Source organism: Pseudomonas sp. MYb60, assembly GCF_002979555.1.
Lineage (GTDB): Bacteria > Pseudomonadota > Gammaproteobacteria > Pseudomonadales > Pseudomonadaceae > Aquipseudomonas.
Genome location: NZ_PCOZ01000006.1, coordinates 124277 through 148734 on the forward strand (window position 1 = coordinate 124277; position 24458 = coordinate 148734).

26 protein-coding genes and 1 pseudogene are annotated in these 24458 nt (G+C 63.6%); 23 read left to right on the plus strand and 4 right to left on the minus strand.

The genetic code is table 11. From position 1 onward, the window contains the following. Window positions 1-24: 24 nt before the first annotated feature. Window positions 25-1488, plus strand: a complete 1464-nt coding sequence (gene selO, locus CQ041_RS12095; RefSeq protein WP_105522068.1) for a protein adenylyltransferase SelO — start codon at window positions 25-27, stop codon at window positions 1486-1488. 39 nt (window positions 1489-1527) lie between these two features. Here the strand turns inward: selO and CQ041_RS12100 are convergent. Continuing rightward, window positions 1528-1692 (minus strand): annotated as a pseudogene (locus CQ041_RS12100) (type II toxin-antitoxin system HigA family antitoxin); the annotation flags it as partial. Window positions 1693-1900: 208 nt separating this feature from the next. Here CQ041_RS12100 and trxC point away from each other — a divergent pair. After that, complete coding sequence (trxC, locus tag CQ041_RS12105; RefSeq protein WP_105522069.1) at window positions 1901-2335, plus strand: thioredoxin TrxC; 435 nt, start codon at window positions 1901-1903, stop codon at window positions 2333-2335. A 96-nt stretch (window positions 2336-2431) separates the two neighbouring features. Here the strand turns inward: trxC and CQ041_RS12110 are convergent, their stop codons facing one another. Continuing rightward, the gene (locus tag CQ041_RS12110; protein ID WP_105522070.1) at window positions 2432-3202 is read right to left on the minus strand and encodes a ParA family protein; all 771 of its coding nucleotides are present in this window, start codon (window positions 3200-3202) and stop codon (window positions 2432-2434) included. 338 nt (window positions 3203-3540) lie between these two features. On the opposite strand from CQ041_RS12110, the gene CQ041_RS12115 reads away from it, so the two are divergent. The 20 genes from CQ041_RS12115 to CQ041_RS12210 are packed head-to-tail and all read left to right on the plus strand — an operon-like array spanning window position 3541 to window position 20823. Beyond that, the gene (locus tag CQ041_RS12115; RefSeq protein ID WP_105522071.1) at window positions 3541-4260 is read left to right on the plus strand and encodes a beta-ketoacyl synthase chain length factor; all 720 of its coding nucleotides are present in this window, start codon (window positions 3541-3543) and stop codon (window positions 4258-4260) included. Beyond that, window positions 4236-5048, plus strand: coding sequence for a 1-acyl-sn-glycerol-3-phosphate acyltransferase (locus tag CQ041_RS12120; RefSeq protein ID WP_105522072.1), 813 nt, complete (start codon window positions 4236-4238; stop codon window positions 5046-5048). Before CQ041_RS12115 ends, CQ041_RS12120 begins: the two co-directional genes overlap by 25 nt. Then, complete coding sequence (locus CQ041_RS12125; protein ID WP_105522073.1) at window positions 5026-5295, plus strand: phosphopantetheine-binding protein; 270 nt, start codon at window positions 5026-5028, stop codon at window positions 5293-5295. Before CQ041_RS12120 ends, CQ041_RS12125 begins: the two co-directional genes overlap by 23 nt. A 9-nt stretch (window positions 5296-5304) precedes the next feature. Beyond that, on the plus strand, window positions 5305-5559 hold the full coding sequence (locus tag CQ041_RS12130) for an acyl carrier protein (protein WP_105522074.1): 255 nt from the start codon (window positions 5305-5307) through the stop codon (window positions 5557-5559). Further along, window positions 5556-6101, plus strand: a complete 546-nt coding sequence (locus CQ041_RS12135; RefSeq protein ID WP_105522075.1) for a hypothetical protein — start codon at window positions 5556-5558, stop codon at window positions 6099-6101. The genes CQ041_RS12130 and CQ041_RS12135 overlap by 4 nt, the downstream gene beginning before the upstream one ends. Then, window positions 6098-7768 (plus strand): acyl-CoA synthetase family protein, encoded by a 1671-nt coding sequence (locus CQ041_RS12140; protein WP_105522076.1) that lies wholly within the window; start codon window positions 6098-6100, stop codon window positions 7766-7768. Before CQ041_RS12135 ends, CQ041_RS12140 begins: the two co-directional genes overlap by 4 nt. Beyond that, window positions 7761-8495 (plus strand): glycosyltransferase family 2 protein, encoded by a 735-nt coding sequence (locus CQ041_RS12145; protein WP_105522077.1) that lies wholly within the window; start codon window positions 7761-7763, stop codon window positions 8493-8495. The genes CQ041_RS12140 and CQ041_RS12145 overlap by 8 nt, the downstream gene beginning before the upstream one ends. After that, on the plus strand, window positions 8492-9427 hold the full coding sequence (locus CQ041_RS12150) for a glycosyl transferase (protein ID WP_105522078.1): 936 nt from the start codon (window positions 8492-8494) through the stop codon (window positions 9425-9427). The genes CQ041_RS12145 and CQ041_RS12150 overlap by 4 nt, the downstream gene beginning before the upstream one ends. Next, a complete protein-coding gene (hutH, locus tag CQ041_RS12155; RefSeq protein WP_105522079.1) occupies window positions 9411-10952 on the plus strand; it encodes a histidine ammonia-lyase in 1542 nt (513 codons plus the stop codon). Before CQ041_RS12150 ends, hutH begins: the two co-directional genes overlap by 17 nt. Beyond that, window positions 10945-11370, plus strand: a complete 426-nt coding sequence (locus tag CQ041_RS12160) for a thioesterase family protein (protein ID WP_105522080.1) — start codon at window positions 10945-10947, stop codon at window positions 11368-11370. Before hutH ends, CQ041_RS12160 begins: the two co-directional genes overlap by 8 nt. Window positions 11371-11393: 23 nt before the next feature. Continuing rightward, window positions 11394-12047, plus strand: a complete 654-nt coding sequence (locus tag CQ041_RS12165) for an outer membrane lipoprotein carrier protein LolA (RefSeq protein WP_105522081.1) — start codon at window positions 11394-11396, stop codon at window positions 12045-12047. Further along, window positions 12019-14349 carry an MMPL family transporter gene (locus CQ041_RS12170; RefSeq protein WP_105522082.1) on the plus strand — a complete coding sequence of 777 codons (2331 nt, stop codon included), beginning with the start codon at window positions 12019-12021 and terminating at the stop codon, window positions 14347-14349. Before CQ041_RS12165 ends, CQ041_RS12170 begins: the two co-directional genes overlap by 29 nt. 33 nt (window positions 14350-14382) lie before the next feature. Then, window positions 14383-15630, plus strand: a complete 1248-nt coding sequence (locus CQ041_RS12175) for an NAD(P)/FAD-dependent oxidoreductase (protein WP_177429384.1) — start codon at window positions 14383-14385, stop codon at window positions 15628-15630. Then, complete coding sequence (locus tag CQ041_RS12180) at window positions 15627-16361, plus strand: class I SAM-dependent methyltransferase (RefSeq protein WP_105522084.1); 735 nt, start codon at window positions 15627-15629, stop codon at window positions 16359-16361. Before CQ041_RS12175 ends, CQ041_RS12180 begins: the two co-directional genes overlap by 4 nt. Next, window positions 16358-16840 carry a hypothetical protein gene (locus CQ041_RS12185; RefSeq protein ID WP_105522085.1) on the plus strand — a complete coding sequence of 161 codons (483 nt, stop codon included), beginning with the start codon at window positions 16358-16360 and terminating at the stop codon, window positions 16838-16840. The genes CQ041_RS12180 and CQ041_RS12185 overlap by 4 nt, the downstream gene beginning before the upstream one ends. Beyond that, the gene (locus CQ041_RS12190) at window positions 16837-18003 is read left to right on the plus strand and encodes a beta-ketoacyl-[acyl-carrier-protein] synthase family protein (RefSeq protein WP_105522086.1); all 1167 of its coding nucleotides are present in this window, start codon (window positions 16837-16839) and stop codon (window positions 18001-18003) included. The genes CQ041_RS12185 and CQ041_RS12190 overlap by 4 nt, the downstream gene beginning before the upstream one ends. Continuing rightward, a complete protein-coding gene (locus CQ041_RS12195; protein ID WP_105522087.1) occupies window positions 18000-18461 on the plus strand; it encodes a hotdog family protein in 462 nt (153 codons plus the stop codon). Before CQ041_RS12190 ends, CQ041_RS12195 begins: the two co-directional genes overlap by 4 nt. Further along, window positions 18458-19186, plus strand: a complete 729-nt coding sequence (fabG, locus tag CQ041_RS12200; protein WP_105522088.1) for a 3-oxoacyl-ACP reductase FabG — start codon at window positions 18458-18460, stop codon at window positions 19184-19186. The genes CQ041_RS12195 and fabG overlap by 4 nt, the downstream gene beginning before the upstream one ends. Then, window positions 19186-20412, plus strand: a complete 1227-nt coding sequence (locus CQ041_RS12205) for a beta-ketoacyl-ACP synthase (RefSeq protein ID WP_105522226.1) — start codon at window positions 19186-19188, stop codon at window positions 20410-20412. Before fabG ends, CQ041_RS12205 begins: the two co-directional genes overlap by 1 nt. Window positions 20413-20439: 27 nt before the next feature. After that, a complete protein-coding gene (locus tag CQ041_RS12210; RefSeq protein WP_105522089.1) occupies window positions 20440-20823 on the plus strand; it encodes a hypothetical protein in 384 nt (127 codons plus the stop codon). 100 nt (window positions 20824-20923) lie between these two features. Here the strand turns inward: CQ041_RS12210 and CQ041_RS12215 are convergent, their stop codons facing one another. Then, entirely contained in the window at window positions 20924-21817 is an 894-nt protein-coding gene (locus CQ041_RS12215; RefSeq protein ID WP_105522090.1) for a LysR family transcriptional regulator, read from the minus strand. Window positions 21818-21998: 181 nt separating this feature from the next. On the opposite strand from CQ041_RS12215, the gene CQ041_RS12220 reads away from it, so the two are divergent. Next, window positions 21999-23216 carry an MFS transporter gene (locus CQ041_RS12220; protein ID WP_371923014.1) on the plus strand — a complete coding sequence of 406 codons (1218 nt, stop codon included), beginning with the start codon at window positions 21999-22001 and terminating at the stop codon, window positions 23214-23216. Between the two features lie 57 nt (window positions 23217-23273). On the opposite strand, the gene hemE is transcribed toward CQ041_RS12220, so the two are convergent. Then, window positions 23274-24341 carry a uroporphyrinogen decarboxylase gene (hemE, locus tag CQ041_RS12225; protein ID WP_105522092.1) on the minus strand — a complete coding sequence of 356 codons (1068 nt, stop codon included), beginning with the start codon at window positions 24339-24341 and terminating at the stop codon, window positions 23274-23276. Window positions 24342-24458: the final 117 nt, after the last annotated feature.

Genomic DNA, 24458 nt, shown 5'->3' on the forward strand with positions numbered 1-24458 from the left:
CGGACATTCTGCTGGAGATGGCCGGTGAAAGCCCTCGACGAACTGACCTTCGACAACCGCTTCGCACGCCTGGGCGACGCGTTCTCAACCCACGTTCTACCTGAGCCCCTCGACGCACCGCGCCTGGTGGTAGCGAGCAATGCCGCCATGGCGCTGCTCGACCTTGACCCGACGGTGGCCCAGACGCCGGTATTTGCCGAGCTGTTTGGCGGCCACACGCTGTGGGCCGAGGCAGAACCGCGGGCGATGGTCTATTCCGGGCATCAGTTTGGCGGGTACACGCCGCAACTGGGTGATGGCCGCGGGTTGTTGCTGGGCGAGGTGTATAACGCAGCGGGCGAGCACTGGGACCTGCATCTCAAGGGCGCCGGGATGACGCCCTACTCACGCACTGGCGATGGTCGCGCCGTGCTGCGGTCGTCGATCCGTGAGTTTCTGGCGTCCGAAGCGCTGCACGCACTGGGCATCCCCAGCAGTCGCGCACTGTGCGTGATCGGTTCCGACACGCCAGTGTGGCGCGAAAAGCAGGAGCGTGGCGCGATGGTTCTGCGCATGGCGCCCAGCCACATTCGCTTCGGTCATTTCGAATACTTCTACTACACCCAGAAACACGAACAACTGGCCGAGCTGGCGCAGCACGTGCTGGCCCTGCACTACCCCGAATGTCAGGAACAGCCTGAACCGTATCTGGCGATGTTCCGCGAAATCGTCGAGCGCAACGCCGAGCTGATCGCCAAGTGGCAAGCCTATGGCTTCTGCCACGGCGTGATGAACACCGACAACCTGTCGATCCTGGGCATCACCTTTGACTTCGGCCCGTTTGCGTTCCTGGACGACTTCGACGCGCACTTCATCTGCAACCATTCGGACCATGAAGGGCGTTATTCCTTCAGCAACCAGGTGCCGATCGGGCAGTGGAACCTCAGCGCACTCGCGCAAGCGTTGACGCCGTTCATCAGCGTCGACGCCTTGAAAGAAGCGCTTGGGCTGTACTTGCCGCTTTACCAGGCTAACTACCTGGACCTGATGCGCCGCCGCCTGGGGCTGACCACCGCCGAAGACGATGACCAGCAGTTGGTCGAACGGTTATTGAAGCTGATGCAGAACAGCGGCGTGGATTACACCCTGTTCTTCCGCCGCCTGGGGGATGAATCGGCAGCGCTCGCCGTGGCGCGGTTGCGTGATGACTTTGTGGACCTGGCCGGGTTTGATGCCTGGGCCGGGCAGTACACGGCGCGCGTTGAACGGGATGGTGAACACAACGAGGAACAGCGCCGTGCGCGAATGCATGCGGTGAACCCGCTGTATATCCTGCGCAACTACCTGGCGCAAAACGCCATCGCGGCCGCCGAGTCAGGGGATTACAGCGAGGTACGGCGACTGCATGAGGTGCTTTCCAGGCCGTTCGAGGAACAAGCGGGCATGGAGCAATACGCACAGCGGCCGCCGGACTGGGGTAAGCATTTGGAGATTAGTTGTTCGTCGTAGGAGGCATATCCCGAAGATCACCTTCCACGTTGCTCGTGATCAGATGAACATGTCCACAGGCACCTTGAAGAACTCCGCCAGCCAACGAATCTGCCGAACGTTCAGCTGGCGTTTTCCACTAAGGATTTCTGAGACAACCGATTGAGCACCGACGCCAGGCAAATCACTTTGGGTCAAACCATGTTCCTGCATCATTGACCTCAATCACGCGCATGCAACATCCCTATCGCAATTTGCTATAGAGCCGATCGGACCGGTGGCGCTGTGTCGAACACGCGTTCACAGCCTAGGTAGGTATGCGCAATCGGCACGCAAAAATCTGTGCGCCTATGCAACACCGCTTTAGAACTTGATAACGTCTTCGCCCGACTCCACATTGAGGTTCACTGACTGTTTTTGTTGGAGCCCAACCATGCCCGAACCTCTCGTCATCCCCTGCCCCCACTGCAACGGCCTCAACCGCATCCCCGGCGAACGCCTGGGGGATGCGCCCAACTGTGGGCGCTGCAAACAGCCGGTTTTGTTGAACAAGCCGTTCGAGCTGAAACAGGGCGACTATGCCAGTCAGATAAAAGGCGATTTGCCGTTGCTGGTGGATGTCTGGGCCGACTGGTGCGGGCCGTGCAAATCGTTTGCGCCGGTGTTCGAACAAGCGGCTGGGCAGTTGGAGGGCAAGTGCCGGCTGGCCAAGCTGGACAGCGAGGCCAATCAGCAGCTGTCGGCCCAGTTGGGGATTCGCTCGATTCCCAGTTTGATTCTGTTCAAGAACGGCCGCGAAGTGGCGCGCCAGAGCGGGGCGTTCCCGTTGCCACAGCTGATGGCGTGGCTGCGCAGCCAGGGTGTGTAACCGCCCCTGAAAGCGACACAGATCAAATGTGGGAGGGGGCAACACCCCCTCCCACACGGATCGCATTTCAACTTGAGGTTCGCGCTGCCTTTCGGATCACGCGTTTTCCAGCAGGTTGTGCAGGTCGACGAACTGCTGCGTCAGCTTGTGCCGTGGGTCCAGGTGGATCAGCGGCTTGCTCTCCTGGTGCGACTCACGCATGCGCACCGAACTGGCCAGGTACACGGGCAGTACCGGCAACCCTTCGGCAATCAGCTCATCGAGCATCTGTTGCGGCAACGTCGCCCGGGCCTGGAACTGGTTGACCACGATGCCTTCCACTTCTAGGCCTTCGTTATGGTCTTCCTTCAGTTCTTCGATTTCGGCCAGCAGGCCATACAACGCCTGGCGCGAGAAACTGTCGCAATCAAAGGGGATCAATACACGATCAGCTGCGATCAGCGCTGAAACCGCATAGAAGTTCAACGCCGGCGGGGTATCCAGGTAAATACGGTCGTAGTCTTCGCTCAATTCATCCAGCAGCTTTCGCAGCTTGTTGATCTTGTGCTTGGCCTCGAGCTTGGGCTGCAGGTCCGCCAGCTCCGGGGTCGCCGTGATGACGTGCAGGTTATCGAACGGCGTTTCGTAGATATCGACACGGTTCTTCTTCGAAAACGGCCCGGAAGACAGGGTCTGCTTGAAAAAATCCGCGATCCCCATGGGGATGTCGTCACCCGTCAGGCCCGTGAGGTACTGAGTGGAGTTGGCTTGCGCATCGAGGTCCACCAACAGGGTTCGATAGCCTTCGCTGGCGCTGACCGCTGCCAGGTTGCAGGCAATGCTGGACTTGCCCACGCCGCCTTTCTGATTGAACACCACGCGCCGCATGGAAAAACCTCCGTGTATCAATGAATGTCCGAGTGTAGAGGGCAAAAGCGCCTGTTAGCTACCTCGATGATCCACGCGTCACAACATCGGCACCCTGGCTATCGTCCGACACCGACAGATTAAAAAGAACGGTCCGACAATCCAACCCGGCCTCAGGTAAAGGACAATCCACACACCTTCGCCTGCGTACCGTAATCAGCCGTGAACAATTCTTTACCAAAGTTTGCTAGAACCCCGCGGCACCGGGATAATGCGCGCCATTCGGCTATTGCTCCCAGTCCCGGATTTCGGGGCCAAAAGCCGCACATGGAAGCCCGCAGGGGCGGGATAACGTCTCAGTGATCACTTTCAACATCGCCCAATGGCGCGCGTGGGCTCCTGGCCTGGAAAGCGCGGACGACTGGCACGCCTGGTGCCAGGCCCCGGTGTTGCTGCCTGTCAGCGAACTGTCTCCCGATGTATCGTTCCTGCCTGCCATGCAGCGCCGGCGCCTCAGCCGCCTGGCGCGCATGGCCTTCAGCGTGGGCTGGCCGCTGGCCGAAGGCCTCGCGGACCTGCCGCTGGTGTTCATCTCCCGGCACGGCGAAACCCCGCGCACCCTCGATATCCTCAGCGACCTGGCGAAGGACGAACCGCTGTCGCCTACCCAGTTCAGCCTGTCGGTGCATAACGCAGTGATCGGCCTGTGGTCGATCCTGCGTAACGAAACCGCCGAAATGACCGCCCTCGCCGCCGCCGGCGACGGCCTGGAGCACGGCCTGCTCGAAGCCGCCGCGCTGCTTGACGAAGGCGCGCCGGCGGTGCTGCTGGTGATTACCGAAGAGCAGCCGCCTGAGGCATATGCCAGCTGGATCCAGGATGTGCCGTTCCCCTATGCCCTCGGCCTGTTGCTGACGCCGGGCGACGAATGGCAGCTGGAATTGAGCGCGGGCACTGTCCAAGCCACTCAAACCCAGTGGCCCCACGCCCTGAACCTGCTGCGCACCCTGCTCACCGATCAGGGCGCCTGCCAACATGCCTGGAAGAACCGTGTATGGAACTGGCAACGCAAGCCATGACCGACAAGCCGCGGGACGCCTATTACTGGCGCCTGATCGCCACCGCCGCGAGCTTCGCGCTGTTCGGTTTCGGTGGGCTGTGCCTGCGCTTGCTGGTGTTCCCGCTGCTCAGTTGCCTGCCAGGCAGCACCGAAAAACACCGCAGCCGCGCCCGCCACACCATCAGTTGGTTGTTCTGGTTCTTCATTCGCCTGATGCAGCGCGCCGGGGTGCTCACCTACACCGTCGAAGGCGCAGAAAAGCTCGGCCGCCCAGGCCAGATGATCATCGCCAACCACCCGTCGCTGATCGACGTGGTGTTCCTGATCGGCCTGGTGCGCCAGGCCAACTGCGTGGTCAAGCAAAGCCTGTGGCAGAACCCCTTCACCCGCGGGCCGGTGCGCGACGCCGACTACATTAGCAACGATGGCAGCGCCGAGATGCTCGATGCCGCCGCGGGTGCCCTGCAAGCCGGCCAGACGCTGATCATTTTTCCCGAAGGCACCCGCACCACGCCGGGCGCAGCGCCCGCCTTTCATCGCGGCGGCGCCGCCATTGCGCTGCGGGGTGCGACAATCATCACCCCCGTAGTGATCAAGGTCAGCCCGACCACCCTGACCAAGGCCGAACCCTGGTATCGCATCCCAAAATGCCGTGTGCACTTCAGTTTGCGCGTGGGTGCCGATATAGAACCACAGGCGTTCGCCGCATTGGGGCCCGCGCCCCAGGCGTCACGCAAGCTCAACGATTACCTGCACCACTATTTTATTAAGGAGCTCGCCGAAGATGAGCGACCAACAACGCCTTGAGTACGACATAAAGACACTGATCATCGAGGCCCTGGGCCTGGAAGATATCAGCGTCGACGATATCGGTAGCGATCAGACCCTGTTTGGCGAAGGCCTGGGCCTGGATTCGGTGGATGCCCTGGAATTGGGCCTGGCGATCCAGAAAAAGTACGGCATAAAAATCGATGCCGACGCCAAGGACACACGCAATCACTTCACCAACGTGGCCAGCCTCGCGGCGTTCGTCACGGCCCGACAGGCAGCTTGAGACCGGACCATGCAAACTCGTGACGATATTTTCAACACCCTGCGCGAAGCCTTGGTGGAACTGTTTGAACTGCCACCGGAGCGCGTCACCCTGGACGCCAACCTGTATCAGGACCTGGAAATCGACAGCATCGATGCCGTGGACCTGATCGACCACATCAAGCGCAAGACCGGCAAGAAGATCGCTGCCGAAGAATTCAAGGCGGTGCGCACAGTGAACGACGTGGTTGAGGCGGTGTACCGCCTGGTGCAACCGGCCGCATGAGCCGGCTGATCGGCCTGGGCCTGTTGTTGGCGGGGCTGCTGTACCCTTTTGCGGTGTATTACGGCACCGAACACTTTGCGCCGTGGCAATTCGGGCTGCTGCTGGGCAGCCTGTGGCTGCTGCGTGCGCTCACCGGTGCACGTCGCCCCGGCAGCCGCTGGATGGCGGTGGCGGTGATCGTGTTCTGCCTGCTGCTGGCCTGGTTCGACAACCCGCACCTGTTGCGCTGGTACCCGAGCCTAGTGAGCGCGTTCATGTTGTCGCTGTTCGGGCTGAGCCTCAAATATGGCCCGCCGATGGTGGAGCGCCTGGCGCGCATCACCGATCCGCAGTTGCCGCCCCACGCGATCGTATACACACGCCAGGTGACCGTGGTGTGGAGCGTGTTTTTTCTGTGTAATGGCCTGCTTGCCGCCGCCCTCACCCTATGGGCGCCGCTGAGCTGGTGGACGTTGTACAACGGCCTGATCGCCTACGGGCTGATGGGGTTGTTGTTTGCCGTGGAATGGCTGGTACGACAAAGGGTTCGAGGCCGCGTATGAATGGGTTGAAACTTGAGCACGTGCTGCTTGAGCCGCTGCAACAGCGTTTGGTCACCACCGAACCTGAGATGAATCATGCCCAACTGTGGGAGCAATCCCTGCGCCTGGCGGCGGGCTTGCAGGCGCGCGGCATCCAACGCCTGGCCGTGCACCTGGAAGATGCCGGCCTGCTGGCGATTGCCCTGCTGGGCGCCTGGCGCGCCGGCACCCGCGTGCTGCTGGCGGCCGACCTGCAACCCCAGACCCGCCAGCGCTGGGATGGCGCGGTCGATGCCTGGCTGACCGAAGCCGCCGACCTCGACGGGCTTTACCAAGCTCCACTGAGCGGCGCCGCCCTCGACCTCGACGCCTGCCAATTGAGCCTGTGCACCTCCGGCTCCAGCGGCGAACCCAAGCGCATCGACAAGTCCCTGCGCCAGCTCGCCAATGAAGTCCAGGCGCTGGAAACCCTGTGGGGCGCAGACCTCAAGGACGCGTGCATCATCGGCAGCGTCGCCACGCAGCATATCTACGGCCTGCTGTTTCGCGTGTTGTGGCCGCTGTGTGCCGGTCGCCGCTTCGTGCGCACGCAACTGGCCTTCCCCGAGGACTTGCAGCGCGCCAGCCGTGAACACACCTCATTCGCCTGGGTCGCCAGCCCGGCGCTGCTCAAGCGCATGGGCGACAACCTCGACTGGCCCGCGCTGAGCCGCGTAGCGCGGGTGTTTTCCTCAGGTGGCGCGCTGCCGGTGGAAGCCGCCGGCAGCCTGTACGACCGCTTGCAGCAGTGGCCGACGGAAATCCTCGGCAGCTCGGAAACCGGCGGCATCGCCTGGCGCCAGGGCGCGCAACCCTGGGAACCCTTCGCGGACGTGCAACTGAGCCAGGACGCCGACGGCGCACTGCGCATTGCATCGCCTTATCTGCCGCAAGGGCACATTGAACAGACCGCCGACGCCGCCCGCATTCATTCAGATGGCCGTTTCGAGCTATTGGGCCGCCTGGACCGCATCGTCAAGCTGGAAGAAAAACGCATCTCACTGCCCATGCTCGAACAGGCGCTGATGGCCCACCCGTGGGTCGCCGAAACCCGCCTGGGGGTGGTGCAGGAAAACCGCGCCTCCCTCGGCGCCCTGGTGGTGCTGAGTGGCGAAGGCCTGCATGCCCTGCGCAATCAGGGGCGTCGCGCACTCACCCAAACCCTGCGCCAGCACTTGAGCCAGCATTGCGAAGCCCTGGCGCTACCGCGTCGCTGGCGATTGCTGAGGCAGCTACCCCTGACCAGCCAAGGCAAATTGCCCCAGGCGCAGGTCGAGGCACTGCTGCTGGCACCCCGGCCTAAATCGCCGGAAGTACTGGCGCAGGTCGAGGCCAATGGCGAATGGACCCTGCAACTGAGCGTCCCGCCAGACCTGGCCTACTTCAGCGGCCACTTCCCCGTCACCCCGGTGCTGCCCGGCGTGGTGCAGGTGGAATGGGCGTTCAACCTGGGCCAGCAATTGCTCGATTTGCCGGCAACCTTCGCCGGCATGGAAGTGCTCAAGTTCCAGCAACTGGTACGCCCCGGCGATGCAATTGAACTGCACCTGCGGTTTGACCGCGAACGCGGCAAGCTTTACTTCGCCTATCGCAACGGGGTTGCGGCCTGCTCCAGCGGCCGGATATTGCTGGAGACCGTCGATGCATAACCCCTGCGCGCTGATCCCGGTCTACAACCACGAAGCCGCCGTGCCGGCCGTGGTCCACAGCCTGTTGAACAGCGGCCTGCCCTGCCTGTTGGTGGACGACGGCAGCAGCCCGGCTTGCGCGCAGGTACTGGCGCAATTGGCCAGCCTGGACCACGTCACCCTGCTGACCCTGCCCACCAACCAGGGCAAAGGCGGTGCCGTCATGGCCGGTTTCCGCGAAGCCGCGCGCCTGGGGTTCAGCCACGCCTTGCAAGTGGACGCCGACGGCCAGCACGACCTGCGTGAAGTCGAGACCTTCCTCGACACCTCGCGCCGGCACCCCGAGGCCGTCATCTGCGGCTACCCCGAATACGACGACAGCGTGCCCAAAGGCCGCCTGTACGCGCGCTACCTCACCCACGTGTGGGTGTGGATCAACACGCTGTCGCTGCAGATCCGCGACTCGATGTGCGGCTTTCGCGTCTACCCGCTGGCCCCCACGCTGGCCTTGATGAACAGCGCGTATATCGGCACGCGCATGGATTTCGACTCCGACATCCTGGTGCGCCTGGCGTGGCGCAACCAGCCGATGCGCTGGCTGCCGACGCAGGTGCACTACCCCGCCGACGGCCTGTCGCACTTTCGTCTGTTCCGCGACAACGTGCGCATCTCGGCCATGCACACGCGGCTGTTCTTCGGCATGCTGGTACGCGCACCGATGATCCTGTGGCGACGGTGGCAGGCATGAGCGACCGCAACAAACACTGGGCCGACCGCGAGGAGCGCGGCAGCTACTGGCTGATGAAGCTCACCGCATTCGCTGCCAAAGTGCTGGGCCGCCGACTGCTCAGCCCGGTGCTCTACGGCATCGTTCTGTACTTTTTCCTGTTCGGCCGCACTGCGCGCCAGAGCGCCTGGCAATACCAGCAGCGCCTGGCCGACTGGAGCGGGCGTGATGAACTGCGCCCCAGCCACTGGAAAGTCTTCGGCCAGTTCATGGCCTTCGCCGACTCGTTGCTCGACAAGCTCGACGTGTGGAACGGCAAGCTGCGTCTTGAGCAGATCGAAATCAACGACCCGGCGCAATTGCGCGGGCAACTGCGTGGCGAACGCGGGCAGATGCTGGTGGGCGCGCACCTGGGCAATCTCGAAGTGTGCCGCGCCCTCGCCGAGATAGGCGAACAGGTCACCATGAACGTGCTGGTGCACACCAAGCACGCCGAACAATTCAACCGCCTGCTCGGCGAAGCCGGTGCGACCCATTTGCGCCTGATCCAGGTCAGTGAGCTGGACCCGGCGACCATGCTGCTGCTCAGCCAGCGCCTGGACGACGGCGAGTGGCTGGCCATCGCCGGCGACCGCGTGCCCCTGCACGGCGGGCGCACGGTGCGGGTGGACTTCCTCGGCCATGACGCCGCCTTCCCCCAGGGCCCGTGGCTGCTGGCCGGGCTGCTCAAATGCCCGGTGAACCTGCTGATGTGCCTCAAGCATGAAGGCCGCTATCGCCTGAGCATTGAGCCTTTCGCCGACATGATCGAGTGGAAACGCAGCACCCGCGAGCAGGTCATAGCCCTGTGGACCGCGCGCTACGCCGCACGCCTGGGCCAGTTCTGCCTGGAAGCCCCCCAACAATGGTTCAACTTTTACCCTTTCTGGAAGACCGATGACGACGCATCTTGAGCCGGTAACCTTTGGCGAACGCCCTCTGCGCATCGAAGACGTACTGGCCCTGGCCAACCGTCAGGCGCCCACCCAATTGCAGGGTGATGCCGCGTATCGCCAGCGCATCGCCAAGGGCGCGCAGTTTCTCGACTCGCTGCTGGACAAGGAAGGCGTGATTTACGGCGTCACCACCGGCTACGGCGACTCCTGCGTGGTGGCCGTGCCGTTGCAGCACGTCGAGGCCTTGCCCCGTCACCTGTACACCTTCCACGGTTGCGGCCTGGGCAAGTTGCTCGACGCCCAAGCCACCCGCGCCGTGCTGGCCGCGCGCTTGCAGTCGCTATGCCACGGCGTGTCCGGTGTGCGCGTGGAATTGCTGGAGCGCTTGCACGCGTTCCTCGAACACGACGTGCTGCCGCTGATCCCGGAAGAAGGCTCGGTGGGTGCCAGCGGTGACCTGACCCCGTTGTCCTACGTGGCCGCGACCCTGTCCGGCGAGCGCGACGTGATGTTCCGTGGCGAACGCCGCCAGGCCGCCGATGTGCACCGCGAACTGGGCTGGGAGCCGCTGGTGCTGCGTCCCAAGGAAGCCCTGGCGCTGATGAACGGCACGGCCGTGATGACCGGCCTCGCCTGCCTCGCCTTCGCCCGCGCCGACTACCTGCTGCAACTGGCCACGCGCATCACCGCGTTGAACGTGGTGGCGTTGCAAGGCAACCCGGAACATTTCGACGAGCGCCTGTTCGCCGCCAAGCCGCACCCGGGTCAGATGCAAGTCGCCGCCTGGTTGCGCAAAGACCTGGCCATCGACGCGCCGACCGCGCCCCTGCATCGCCTGCAGGACCGCTACTCGCTGCGCTGCGCGCCGCACGTCCTCGGCGTGCTGGCCGACAGCCTGAGCTGGCTGCGTTCGTTCATCGAGATCGAACTCAACAGCGCCAACGACAACCCGATCATCGACGCCGAAGAAGAACGCGTGCTGCATGGCGGCCACTTCTACGGCGGCCACATCGCGTTCGCCATGGACAGCCTCAAGACGTTGGTGGCCAACGTCGCCGACCTGCTTGACCGGCAACTGGCCCTGCTGGTGGACGTGCGCTACAACCATGGCCTGCCAAGCAACCTGTCCGGCGCGCCCGCCGATCGCGCGATGATCAACCACGGCTTCAAGGCCGTGCAGATCGGCACCAGCGCCTGGACTGCCGAAGCGTTGAAAAACACCATGCCGGCCAGCGTGTTCTCGCGCTCCACCGAGTGCCACAACCAGGACAAGGTGAGCATGGGCACCATCGCCGCCCGCGATGCGATCCGCGTGCTGGAGCTGACCGAACAGGTCGCCGCCGCCACCCTGCTGGCCGCCAACCAGGGCGTGTGGCTGCGAGCCCAGGCCGAGGGTGCACGCCCGCTGCCACCCGCATTGGCCGCGATGCATGAAGAACTGGCAAAAGACTTCCCGCCGGTCATCGAAGACCGTGCCCTCGAAGGCGAGCTGCGCCTGTGCCTGCAACGCATCGCCGAGCAACACTGGAGGCTGCATGCGTAGCGCCGGCGTATTGCATTGCGACACTGAAATCCTCGTGCCGTTTTTTGACGTCGACACCATGAACGTCGTCTGGCACGGGCACTACGTGAAGTACCTGGAAGTGGCGCGCTGCGCGCTACTCGACAAGATCGGCCACAACTACACGCAGATGCTGGAGTCGGGCTACGCCTGGCCGGTGATCGACATGCAGCTGCGCTACGTGCGCGGCGCGGTGTTCGGCCAGACCATCAACGTGCGCGCCAGCCTGGTGGAGTGGGAGAACCGTTTGAAGGTCAATTACCTGATTACCGACCTTGCCAGCGGCGAGCGCCTGACCCGTGCCAGTACCGTCCAAGTGGCAGTGGAGGTCGCCAGCCGCGAGATGCAGTTGGCCTCCCCCAACGTCTTCACCAACGCCGTAGAGGTCGCCTTGAAATGAGATCCCATGTGGGAGTGCCCCCGATGGACGTCAACGATAACGCAATCCGCCTGATAATCCGCAGCGTCCTCAGGTTCATCGCGGGCAAGCCCGCTTCCACATTATTGATCGGGTTGTTCTTGAGCTTTAGCGCGCACGCCTTTGACTTGCAGCAATTGAGCGATCAGTTGGCCAAGCCCTCAGTGATCCACGGCAGCTTCACCCAGGAAAAACACCTGCGCGCCCTGCCCCAACCCCTCGTCAGCAAAGGCACCTTCGTCCTGGCCAAAGACCACGGTCTGCTGTGGCTGCTGAAAACGCCTCTGCAACAGGACTACCGCATCAGCGCCCAAGGCATTGCCCGTCGTGACGCCAATGGCTGGCAATTGCTGCCCAACAAGAGCGCCGGCGCCGAGCAGAACCGGCTATTCCTTGCCGTGCTGCAGGGCGACAGCAGCGGTTTGCAGCGTGACTTTGAATTACAGCTGCAAGGCGAGGCCAAGCAATGGACATTGACCCTGATCCCACGCTCGCTGCTGCTCAAGCAAGTCTTCACCCAGATCAATATCGACGGCGGCGCGCTGGTGCAAAAAATCGAATTGCTGGAGACCCAGGGCGACAGCACTGTGCTGCGCATGCAGGACAGCAAGGCCGACCTGCCCCTGAGCGATGCGGAGCAACACGACTTTGCCCAGTGAGCGTCTGTTGCCGCGCCTGTTCCTGACCCTGCTGGTGGCCGTGCTGGCCCTGGCCGGCTGGCAGTGGCGCCATGGCGCGCCGCTATCGGCCAACCTGATGGAGCTGGTGCCGGGCAACACGCCGGACGCCCTGGAACTGCAAGCCGAACAGCGCATGCAGGAACCACTGAACCGCGAAATACTGGTGCTGGTGGGTCATGCCGACCGCCAGCAAGCCGTGACCGTGGCACAACAATTGGGTGAGCAATGGCACGCCAGCGGCCTGTTTGAAAAGGTGCAATGGAACCTGCAAGCCGACTTGCCGGCACTGCGTGAACAGTTGCTGCGCGGACGCCTGGCGATGCTCGCGGCCAAAGACCGTGAGCAACTGATCCACCAGCCCGACGCGTTCATCCAGCAACGCGTGCAAGCCCTGTTCGACCCCTTCACCGGCTTCAGCCTGGTGCCGAGCCAGGACGATTGGCTGGGGCTCACCGGACGCATCCAGAACAGCCAGCCGCAGCACGGCTCGGTGCAACTGGACATCGGCAGCGGCGCGCTGATCGCTGACGCCGACGGCAAGAGTTGGGTGCTGCTACGTGCGCGCACCACCGGCAATGCCTTCGATATGAAACTGCCACTACACGTGGCGGACCTTCTACAGGCCAGTCGCGAACAGGCCGCCGAACACGGCGCACAACTGCTCGCCGCCAGCGGCCTGCTCTATGCGGCCAATGGTCAGCAACAGGCCACACGGGAGATCACCTGGGTAGGCGGCGGTGCGACGGTCGGCATCCTGCTGTTGCTGTTGCTCGCCTTTCGCCGCTGGCGCGTGTTGCTGGCCTTCGTACCGGTGCTGGTGGGCATGCTGTTTGGGGCGGTCGCCTGCGTGGCGCTGTTCGGCCACATGCATGTGATGACCCTGGTGCTGGGCTCCAGCCTGATCGGCGTGGCTGTGGATTACCCGCTGCATTACCTGTCCAAGAGCTGGAGCCTGAAGCCTTGGCGCAGCTGGCCGGCGTTGCGCTTGACGCTGCCGGGCCTGAGCCTGAGCCTGGCCACCAGTTGCATCGGCTACCTGGCACTGGCCTGGACACCGTTTCCGGCGCTGACGCAAATTGCGGTGTTCTCCGCCGCCGGGCTTGTCGGCGCTTACCTGTCAGCCGTGTGCCTGCTGCCGGCGCTGCTCAAGGGCGTGGAACTGCGCCCGGCGCAGTGGCCGCTGCGGATCGCCGAAGGTTTGTGGCAACTGCGGGCGTCCCTGCTCACCCGCGTGCCGAGCCCGGCACTGCTGGCGCTGCTGTTGCTGTTTTGCGCCGGCGGGCTGTGGCAGCTCAACAGCAAGAACGATATTCGCCAGTGGATCGGCGCACCGCCGCAATTGCTGCAAGAAGCGCAGGCCGTGGCACGGATTACCGGGTTCCAGCCCACCAGCCAATTCTTCCTGGTGCGTGCCGATAACCAACAGCAGTTGCTGGAGCGCGAGAGCGCGCTGGCCCAGCGGCTGGACCAACTGGTCAACATGGACAAGTTGCAAGGCTACCTGTCGCTCAACCAACTGCTCAGCCTGCCTGCCGAGCAACAACAGCTTCGCGATGCGCTGAACACCCTGGCGCAACACTGGCAACCGCTGCTGGACCTCGGCGTTCCTGCCAGCGCGCTGCACGCCGAAGTCGCGCACCTGCAGGCGCTGCCCACTCAAGACATTGACGCCGCACTGCAAGGCCCGCTGGCCGAGCCTTGGCGCACGCTGTGGCTGGGCCCGGTGGACGGCGGCGTGGCGGCCATGGTCAGCCTGCAAGGCCTGAACAATCCGGCGCTGTTGCGCGTGCAGGCGCTGGATTTGCCGGGGGTGCAACTGGTGGATCGCCTGGGGGATTTGAATCGGGTGTTCGCCGACACCCAAGTCAGTGCGGCCGAATTGAAGTTGATGTCGTGCGTGCTGATCGTGCTGTTGCTCATCGCGCCGTTCGGCTTCGGCGGTGCCTTGCGCATCGTCGCCCTGCCGCTGCTGGCCGCATTGTGCAGCCTCGCCAGCCTGGGTTGGCTGGGCCAGCCGCTGACGCTGTTCAGCCTGTTCGGGTTGCTGCTGGTCACCGCCATCAGCGTCGACTACGCGATCCTGATGCGCGAGCAGATCGGCGGGCCTGCGGTCAGTCTTTTAGGCACACTGCTGGCGGCGTTGACGACCTGGTTGTCGTTCGGCCTGCTGGCGGTGTCCAGTACGCCCGCCGTGAGCAATTTCGGCTTATCGGTCAGCCTTGGCCTGGCATTCAGCTTTATGCTGGCGCCTTGGGCCGGGCAACAGAAACACGCCTTATGAATCGGATTATCGCCAATGCGGCAAGGAGCCCTCGTGCCCACAGTTGAAATGGAACGCCGCCAGGTCGTGGTGATCGGTGCCGGCCCGTCCGGAGCCATCGCCGCCGCGCTGCTCAAGCGCAAAGGGCATGATGTACTGATCATCGAGCGCCAGCATTTTCCGCGCTTCTCGATTGGCGAAAGCCTGCTGTCCCACTGCATCGACTTCATCGAAGAAGCCGGCATGCTCGACGCCGTGCAAGCCGCCGGTTTCCAGCTGAAAACCGGCGCGGCATTCGCCTGGGGCGAGCGCTACAGCGCGTTTGATTTCAGCGATACGTTCAGCAACGGCAAACCGACTACCTTCCAGGTGCAACGCGGTGAGTTCGACAAGTTGCTGGCCGACCAGGCCGCGCTGCAAGGCGTCGAGATCCGCTACGGCGAAACCATCGTCGGCGTCGATTTCAATGGCGACAGCCGCTACCTGCATGTACGCCGCGAAAACGGCAGCGAATACCACCTCAAGGCCAGGTTCGTGCTCGACGCCAGCGGCTACGGCCGCGTGTTGCCGCGCCTGCTGGACCTGGACCTGCCGTCGGACTTCCCGGTACGCCAGGCGGTGTTCACCCACATTGAAGACCGCATCGAACACCCGGGCTTCGACCGCACCAAGATCCTCGTCACCACCCACCCGACCCACCGGGACGTCTGGTTCTGGACCATCCCGTTCAGCAACGGTCGCTGCTCGGTGGGCGTGGTCGCGGCCAAGAAGCATTTCGACGGCCGCGATGGCGACCTCGACGCCTGCCTGCGCGGCTTCATCGCCGAAACCCCGAGCCTGTCCGGCGTGCTGCAAAACGCCGTGTGGGATACCCCGGCGCGTACCATCGGTGGCTATGCGGCCAACGTCAAAAGCCTGCATGGGCCAGGTTTTGCGCTGCTGGGCAACGCGGCGGAATTCCTCGACCCGGTGTTCTCCTCGGGCGTAACCATCGCCATGCGTTCGGCGAGCATGGCTGCCGGCCTGCTGCACCGCCAACTGAGCGGCGAAACCGTGGACTGGCAAACCGAGTTTGCCGAGCCGCTCAAGCGCGGTGTCGACACCTTCCGCTGCTACGTCGAAGGCTGGTACGCCGGCACTTTCCAGGATGTGATTTATCACCCTGACAGCTCGCCGGATATCCGCCGGATGATCTGTTCGATCCTCGCCGGCTATGCGTGGGATGAGCGCAACCCGTTTGTCAGCGAGCCTAAGCGGCGCTTGCGGATGTTGTCGGAAATCTGTGCGAGTGAGCCGGTATGAGCAGTCAGTACCTGAGCAAAAACTACGTCGAAGAAACCAAATTCGGCTTCTGGTTCCTGCGCAGCCACACCTGGCAGCACCATGTGCTGCGCGTGGCAATCAACGACCTGCGCCGCCTGTTCAGCGACCCGCTGCCGGAAGCACCGGTGTTGCTCGACGCCGGGTGTGGCCAGGGCAAGTCATTCCAGTATCTGCAGCAGGTGTTCGCCCCCGCGCGCCTGATCGGCCTGGACGCCGACCCCCACAGCCTGGAACTGAGCCGCGAAGAAGCCAAACGCCAGGGCCTGGACATCGAGCTGGTCGGCAGCGACTGCGCGACCCTCGACGTGGCAGACGAGAGCGTGGATATCCTATTCTGCCACCAGACCTTCCACCATCTGGTGGAGCAGCATCGTGCGCTGAAAGAGTTCTACCGCGTGCTCAAGCCGGGCGGCTACCTGCTGTTTGCCGAATCCACCGAAGCCTACATCGACACTTGGGTGATCCGCTGGCTGTTCCGCCACCCCATGCACGTGCAGAAAAGTGCCGACGAGTACCTGCAGATGCTGCGCGAACAGGGCTTTGAATTCGGCCCGCAGAACGTCTCGTACCCGTACTTGTGGTGGAGCCGTTCCAGTGACTTTGGCCTGTTGGAACGTTGGGGCCTGCGCAAGGCGCCGCCAGTGGGCCAGCGCGAAGAAACCCTGGTGAACTGCGTGGCGCGCAAGCCCTTGGCGGGTGCGGCACCATGATGCGTTTGCTGTTGATCGGCTGCCTGTTGATGCTGAGCGCGTGCGCCAGCCAGCCACCGCTGCCCGAGAAAACCCCGGCCCTGGCGTTGCCACTGCAATTGCACGTGCAGCGCCTGGCCGACGGTCAGCGTCAGGATTGGCTGCTGGTGATCCAGCGTGAAGGCGCCGGGATCCGCTGGTCGATGATGGACCCGCTGGGCATTCCCCAGGCGCGGCAAAAACTCATCGACGGGCACTGGCAGGCCGATGGTCTGCTGCCGCCCAATCCACAGGCCCGCGAACTGTTTGCCGCGTTGCTGTTCGCACTGGCCTCGGCCGATGACCTGCGCGCGCTGTATCCCGGTGCCCAGGCCAGGGACCTGACACGCACCCTGCCGGGTCACTGGCAAATCGTCTACCAGTCTTCCGAGGTGTTCAGCGTGAACATCAGCGGGCAGCCCCTGAGTTACCGCATTACCCCGCTCGGAGCCGCGCAATGACCGCCTACCTCAACGCCCTGGGCGTGATCTGCGCCCTCGGCCGCGGCCAGGCCGAAGTCAGCCGCAGCCTGTTTGCCGGCGACTGCTCCGGCATGCGCGCCGAAAGCGGCTGGGTACCCGAGCGTGTCTTGCCGGTAGCCAGTGTGCCTGGCGCGCTGGCGGCCATTCCCGCGCACCTGGGCCAGCAAAGCAGCCGCAATAATCAACTGCTGCTCGAGGCAGCGCTGCAGATCGAAGGCGAGATACGCCAGGCGATCGCCACCTACGGCCCGTCGCGAGTGGGCATTGTGCTGGGCACCAGCACGTCGGGCATCGACGAAGCCAGTCGCAGCCTCGGCCATTACCTGCGTGAACATCAGTTCCCCGGCGACTACGACTACCAGCAACAGGAACTCAGCGCCCCGGCCAACTTCCTCGCCGACTGGCTGCAACTGAGCGGCCCGGCCTATGTGATCTCCACCGCGTGCACCTCCAGTGCGCGCGCGCTGATGAGCGCCCGGCGCCTGCTCGACCTAGGGATCTGCGACGCGGTCATCTGCGGTGGCGTAGACAGCCTGTGCAAATTGACCCTCAACGGCTTCAGCGCGCTGGACGCGGTATCGAATCAGCGCTGCAACCCGTTTTCGGTGAACCGTAACGGCATCAATATCGGCGAAGCGGCGGTGCTGTTCATCATGAGTCGCGAACCCGCCCCCATCGCTCTGCTGGGCAGCGGCGCCAGTTGCGATGCGCACCATATCTCCGCCCCCGAACCCAGCGGCAAAGGTGCGCTGCAATCGATGCGCAAGGCGCTGGCCAGTGCCCATTTGCAGCCCGGGCAGATCGGCTACCTGAACCTGCACGGCACCGCGACCCAACACAACGACGCCATGGAGAGCCTGGCCGTCGCCCACCTGTTCACCGAAGGCGTGGCCTGCTCGTCGACCAAGCCCATGAGCGGCCATACCCTCGGTGCTGCCGGTGCATTGGAAGCGGCGTTCTGCTGGCTGAGCCTGACCCACGGCCGCGTACCGCCCCATGTGTGGGACGCCCAGCCTGACCCGGCGCTGCCGACCTTGAACTGGGCCCGCCGCGGCGACACCCTGGAAAAACGCTGCCTGATGAGCAACTCGTTTGCCTTCGGCGGCAACAATGTCAGCCTGATTATCGGAGAGGCCCCATGATCGATTGGCCACTCGCTGAACTGCTGCCCCACGCTGGCGACATGATCCTGATCGACCAGGTGCTGTCGTTCGATGATGAGCAGATTCACACCCGCGCCACCGTAAAACCCGGCGGCCTGTTCAACCGCCCGGACGGCAGCCTGCCGGCCTGGGTCGGCATCGAGCTGATGGCGCAAAGTGTCGCTGCCTATGCCGGTTGCCGCGCGCGCCAGAACGGCCAGGCCGTGGAGCTGGGCTTCCTGCTCGGCACCCGTAAATTCGAGTGCAATGTCGCGCAGTTTCCGGCAGGCGCCGAGCTGGCTATCCACGGCCTGCGCTCTCTGGAAGACGACAACGGCATGGGTGTGTTCGAATGCCACCTCACCGGCGACGGGATCCAGGCCAGCGCGCGCTTGAATGTATTTCGACCGCCCCAGGCGGCCAACTATTTAGATGAATCGAAGGACGTAACGCCATGACTGAATCCGTACTGGTCACCGGCTCCAGCCGTGGCATCGGCCGCGCCATTGCCCTGCGCCTGGCCCAGGCCGGGCATGACATCGTGCTGCACTGCCGCAGCGGTCGTGCCGAAGCCGACGCGGTGCAGGTCGAGATCGAGGCGTTGGGCCGCAAGGCGCGCGTGCTGCAATTCGATGTGGCGGACCGCGCGGTGTGCAAGGCCATCCTGGAAGCGGATGTCGAACTGCATGGTGCCTATTACGGCGTGGTGCTCAACGCCGGCCTGACTCGCGACGGCGCGTTCCCGGCCCTGTCGGAGGACGATTGGGACGTGGTGATGCGCACCAACCTCGACGGTTTCTACAACGTGCTGCACCCGGTGATGATGCCGATGATCCGCCGTCGCGCCGCGGGGCGCATCGTGTGCATCACCTCGGTGTCCGGGTTGATCGGCAACCGTGGCCAGGTCAACTACAGTGCTTCCAAGGCCGGGCTGATCGGCGCAGCCAAGGCACTGGCGATCGAATTGGGCAAGCGCAAGATCACCGTCAACTGCGTCGCCCCCGGTTTGATCGATACGGCCATGCTGGATGAAAACGTACCGGTGGAAGAATTGATGAAGATGATCCCGGCCCAGCGCATGGGCACGCCGGAAGAAGTGGCGGGCGCGGTGAACTTCCTGATGTCGGCCGAGGCCGGCTATATCACTCGCCAGGTTCTGGCCGTGAACGGGGGCCTGTGCTGATGAAGCGCGTCGTAGTCACCGGCATGGCCGGCATGACCTCCCTGGGCGGCGACTGGGAGACCATCTCGGCGAATTTCCGCGCCAACCGCAGCGGCATCCGGCGCATGGACGAGTGGGACCGTTTTACCGAGTTGAACACGCGCCTGGCTGGGCCGATTGATGATTTCGTGGTGCCCGCCCACTGGACACGCAAGCAACTGCGCAGCATGGGCCGGGTGTCGCGTCTCGCCGTGTGGGCGGCCGAGCAGGCGTTGCAGGACGCCGGGTTGCTGGGCGACGAGTCGATCAAGGACGGGCGCATGGGCGTGGCCTGCGGCTCGTCCACCGGCAGCACGGACGAGATCAAGGCGTTCGGCAATATGCTGCTGAACTCAGTGGCCGAAGGGCTGAATGCCAACTCCTACGTGCGCATGATGCCCCACACCACGGCGGCGAATATCAGCATCTTCTTTGGCCTGACCGGGCGGTTGATTCCCACGTCCAGCGCCTGCACCAGCGGCAGCCAGGGCATTGGCTATGCCTACGAGGCGATCAAGTTCGGGCGCCTGCCGTTGATGCTCGCCGGTGGCGCCGAAGAGCTGTGCCCCACTGAGGCCATGGTGTTCGACGCGCTGTACGCCACCAGCCTTAAAAACGACGCACCGCAGACCAGCCCACGCCCCTACGACAGCGGCCGTGATGGCCTGGTGATCGGTGAAGGCGGCGGCATGCTGGTGTTGGAAGAGCTGGAACATGCCCTGGCACGCGGCGCGCATATTCATGCCGAGCTGGTCGGGTTTGGCAGCAATGCCGACGGCCAGCACACCACGCGCCCGGAGCAGAAAACCATGCGTCGCGCCATGGAGCTGGCGCTGGAAGATGCGGGGCTGACCCCGGACGCCATTGGCTACGTCAATGGCCACGGCACCGCCACCGACCAGGGCGACATCGCCGAGACCCTGGCCACCAGCAGCCTGTTCGGCAGCCGCATGCCCATCAGCTCGCAGAAGAGCTTCCTCGGCCATACCCTGGGAGCGTGCGGCGCGCTGGAGTCGTGGTTCAGCATCGAGATGATGAACCGCAACCAGTACGTGCACACCTTCAACCTGGATTCGGTCGACCCGCAATGCGGCGAGCTGGACTACCTGCAGGGCGGGTTCCGCGAGATGCACCACGACTACGTGATGAACAACAACTTTGCCTTTGGCGGCGTGAACACGTCGCTGATCTTTCGCCGCTGGTCCTGACTTTTTAAATCGATTGGAGAAAACGGAATGTCTTCCTTGCTACGCGCCACCCTGATCACCCTGGCTTTGCTGACCACCGCCGGCTGTACCAGCAAGCCGATCCTCAACACCCAGCACGACCTCGCCAGCACTCCGGTCAGCGAAGAAAAAATGAAGACCGCGATCGTCAACGCCCTGCAAAAGCGCGAATGGACCGTGCAACGCCTGAGCCCGCAACTGGTGCAGGCCGAGATCACCGTGCGCAACCAGTACTACGCCGCCATCGACATCCGCTACACCCGCAACAGCTACAGCATCACCTACCGCGACAGCCGCGACCTGGGCTACAAGGACGGCAAGATCCATCGCAACTACAACCGCTGGGTGAGCATGCTGGATCGGGACATCATGGCGGGGCTGCGCAGCAACTGAGTGGCTGAAGCGGGGACGTCGAAGTAAAACCAGAATCAGGCACAACCTCTGTGGCGAGCGGGCGTGTCCCGCTCACCCCAACGATCCAGTTCGCTTTGAGTTAGTGCGCGGACTTGCGCGTCAGCAGCTCCACAAATGCCTGCGCCATCGGCGTTTGGACGCCCTTGCGCTGCACCAGCCATACCGACGTCACCGCCTCCTCATCCAGCAAGGTGCGATACACCACGCCGTCGATCCGGATGCGCTGGTAGGACGCCGGCAACACCGACACCCCCAGCCCCGCCGCCACCAACCCGATGATGGTCATCGCTTCCCCCGCTTCCTGGGCGAAGTGCGGGCTGAAACCGGCGTCCCGGCACAGGTTGATCAACTGTGCGTAGAGCCCGCTGCCGTAGCTTCGCGGGAAAAACACGAACGGTTCTTCAGCCAGTTGCGCCAGGTACAGGCCGCGCTCGCTGCCTTGCGCCAACGGGTGACCGGCGCTCAATACGGCCACCAGCGGCTCGCGCATCAATTCAACCACGCCCAAGGAATCCGGCAACGGCAACGGCCGCATCAGGCCCACCTGGATCGACTCATCCACCAGCGACTCGGCCACTTCGGTACTGCTCATTTCCTGCAGGTTCAGGTGCACCGCCGGGAACGCCTGGCGGAAGGCAAAGATCGCCTTGGGAATACTCGCGTTGAACGGGGCCGACGAGGTGAAGCCGATCTTCAACTCCCCCAGCTCCCCCAATTGCGCGCGCCGCGCCACGTCCGCGGCTTTATCAACCTGGGCCAGCACCAACCGGGCCTCGTGCAGGAACAATCGCCCGGCTTCGCTCAGTTCGACCCGACGATTGGTACGTTCGAACAACCGCGCGCCCACCTCTTGCTCCAGCGCCTGGATCTGCTGGCTCAACGGCGGTTGCGAGATGCCCAGCACCTGCGCGGCGCGGCCGAAATGCAGTTCTTCGGCGACCGCGATGAAGTAGCGCAAGTGACGTAATTCCATACCCGCCTCATTAGGTCGTTAAAGCTATCAAACAGGTCGAACAATATATTGGAAAGAATCATTAGCCAGCTATATTCTTTTTTGCATTGCCCACTCTGGCACGCCCTTCCTCCCCGAGGTCCCCGTGAAAGCTGCTGTCGCTGCACCCGCTCAACCCGTACCGTCCACTGCCCTCGATGAGGTGGTGGCCCAGCTCAATGACGCCTACATCGAAAAAGGCACGCCGATGTTCATGCGCACCGTGCTGGCGCTGTTCAGTGGGGGGTTCGCGACGTTCGCCTTGTTGTATTGCGTGCAGCCAATGATGCCGGCGCTGTCCCACGAGTTTTCGATCAATGCGGCACAGAGCAGCCTGATCCTGTCGGTGTCCACCGCCATGTTGGCCTTGGGCTTGCTGATCACCGGGCCGATCTCCGACCGGCTGGGGCGCAAGCCGGTGATGGTCGCGGCGTTGTTCTGCGCGGCGGCGGCGACCATCGCCAGCGGCCTGATGCCGACCTGGGAAGGAATCCTGTTGATGCGTGCGCTGGTGGGCCTGTCCCTGAGTGGCCTGGCAGCGGTCGCGATGACTTACCTGAGCGAAGAGATTCACCCGCAACACATCGGCCTGGCCATGGGCCTGTACATCGGCGGCAACGCGATCGGTGGCATGAGCGGGCGCCTGATCATCGGCATCTTGATCGACTTCGTCAGTTGGCACACCGCAATGCTGATCATCGGCGCCCTCGCCCTGATCGCCGCCACGGTATTCTGGAAAATCCTCCCCGAATCGCGCAACTTCCGCGCCAGCAGCCTCAAGCCCCGCAGCCTGTGGAATGGCTTTGTCATGCACTTCAAAGACGCGGGCCTGCCGTGGTTGTTCCTCGAAGCCTTCCTGCTGATGGGTGCGTTCGTGACGATGTTCAACTACATCGGCTACCGCCTGCTGGCCGACCCCTACGACCTGAGCCAGGCGGTGGTCGGCTTGCTGTCGCTGGTGTACCTGTCGGGCATCTACAGCTCGGCGAAAATCGGCTCCCTGGCCGACCGCCTCGGCCGCCGCCGCGTGCTGTGGGCCACCATCGTGCTGATGCTCGCCGGCATGAGCCTGACCCTCTTCACCCCACTGTGGCTGATCGTGCCGGGCATGCTGATCTTCACCTTCGGCTTCTTCGGCGCTCACTCGGTAGCCAGCAGCTGGATCGGCCGCCGCGCGGTGAAAGCCAAGGGGCAGGCGTCGTCGCTGTACCTGTTCTGCTATTACGCGGGCTCGAGCGTTGCCGGGACGGCGGGCGGGTTCTTCTGGCACTACGCGGAGTGGAACGGGATCGGCGCGTTCATCGTGGCGTTGCTGCTGGGGGCGTTGTTGGTGGCGTTGAAGTTGGCGAAGTTACCGCCATTGGGGCAAGCGAAGGCCTGAGTGTCTCTTGCGTTCAATGTGGAGGGGGCTTGCCCCCTCCCACAGTTGTTTTGCGTGTTACTCGTGGTACTGCGCCGAGAGTTCGTGCACCGCACGCAGGAACGCGCCTGCATGTTCAGGATTCACTTCCGGCGTGATGCCGTGGCCGAGGTTGAACACGTGGCCGGTGCCTTTGCCATAGCTGGCCAGGATGCGGCCGACTTCAGCGCGGATTGCTTCCGGCTTGGCGTATAGCACGGTCGGGTCCATGTTGCCTTGCAGCGCGACGCGGTTGCCCACGCGCTGGCGGGCTTCGCCGAGGTCGCAGGTCCAGTCCAGGCCGAGTGCGTCGGCGCCGGCATCGGCGATGCTTTCCAGCCACAGGCCGCCGTTCTTGGTGAACAGGATGACCGGCACTTTGCGGCCTTCGTGCTCACGGATCAGGCCGCTGACGATCTTGCGCATGTAGGCCAGGGAGAACTCCTGGTACGCCGCCGCCGAGAGGTTGCCGCCCCAGGTGTCGAAGATCTGCACCGCTTGCGCGCCGGCCATGATCTGGCCATTGAGGTAGGACGTAACCGACTGCGCCAGCTTGTCCAGCAACAGGTGCATGGCTTGCGGGTTGTCGTAGAGCATGGCCTTGGTCTTGCGGAAGTCTTTCGACGAGCCACCTTCGACCATGTAGGTGGCCAGCGTCCAAGGGCTGCCGGAGAAGCCGATCAGCGGCACGCGGCCGTTGAGCTCGCGGCGGATGGTGCTCACGGCGTCCATCACGTAGCCCAGGTCCTTGTGGGGATCCGGGATCGGCAGGGCTTCGATGTCAGCCAGGGTGCTGACGACTTTCTTGAAACGCGGGCCTTCGCCGGTCTCGAAGTACAGGCCCTGGCCCATGGCGTCGGGGATGGTGAGGATGTCGGAAAAGAGAATGGCCGCGTCCAGTTGTGGATAGCGGTCCAGCGGTTGCATCGTAACTTCGCAGGCGAACTCCGGGTTCATGCACAGGCTCATGAAGTCGCCGGCGTGGGCGCGACTGGCGCGGTATTCCGGCAGGTAGCGACCGGCCTGGCGCATCATCCACACAGGGGTGACGTCCACGGGTTGCTTGAGCAGGGCACGAAGGAAACGGTCGTTCTTGAGGGCAGTCATGTCGGCATCCGCAAAAAAAGTGCGGGCATTTTCTCAGAGCCAGACACAAAAGGCACGGAATGCGCCGTGCCTTTTGTCTATCGGGTCTATTTGTCGCGGTGTCTTGAACACAGCACA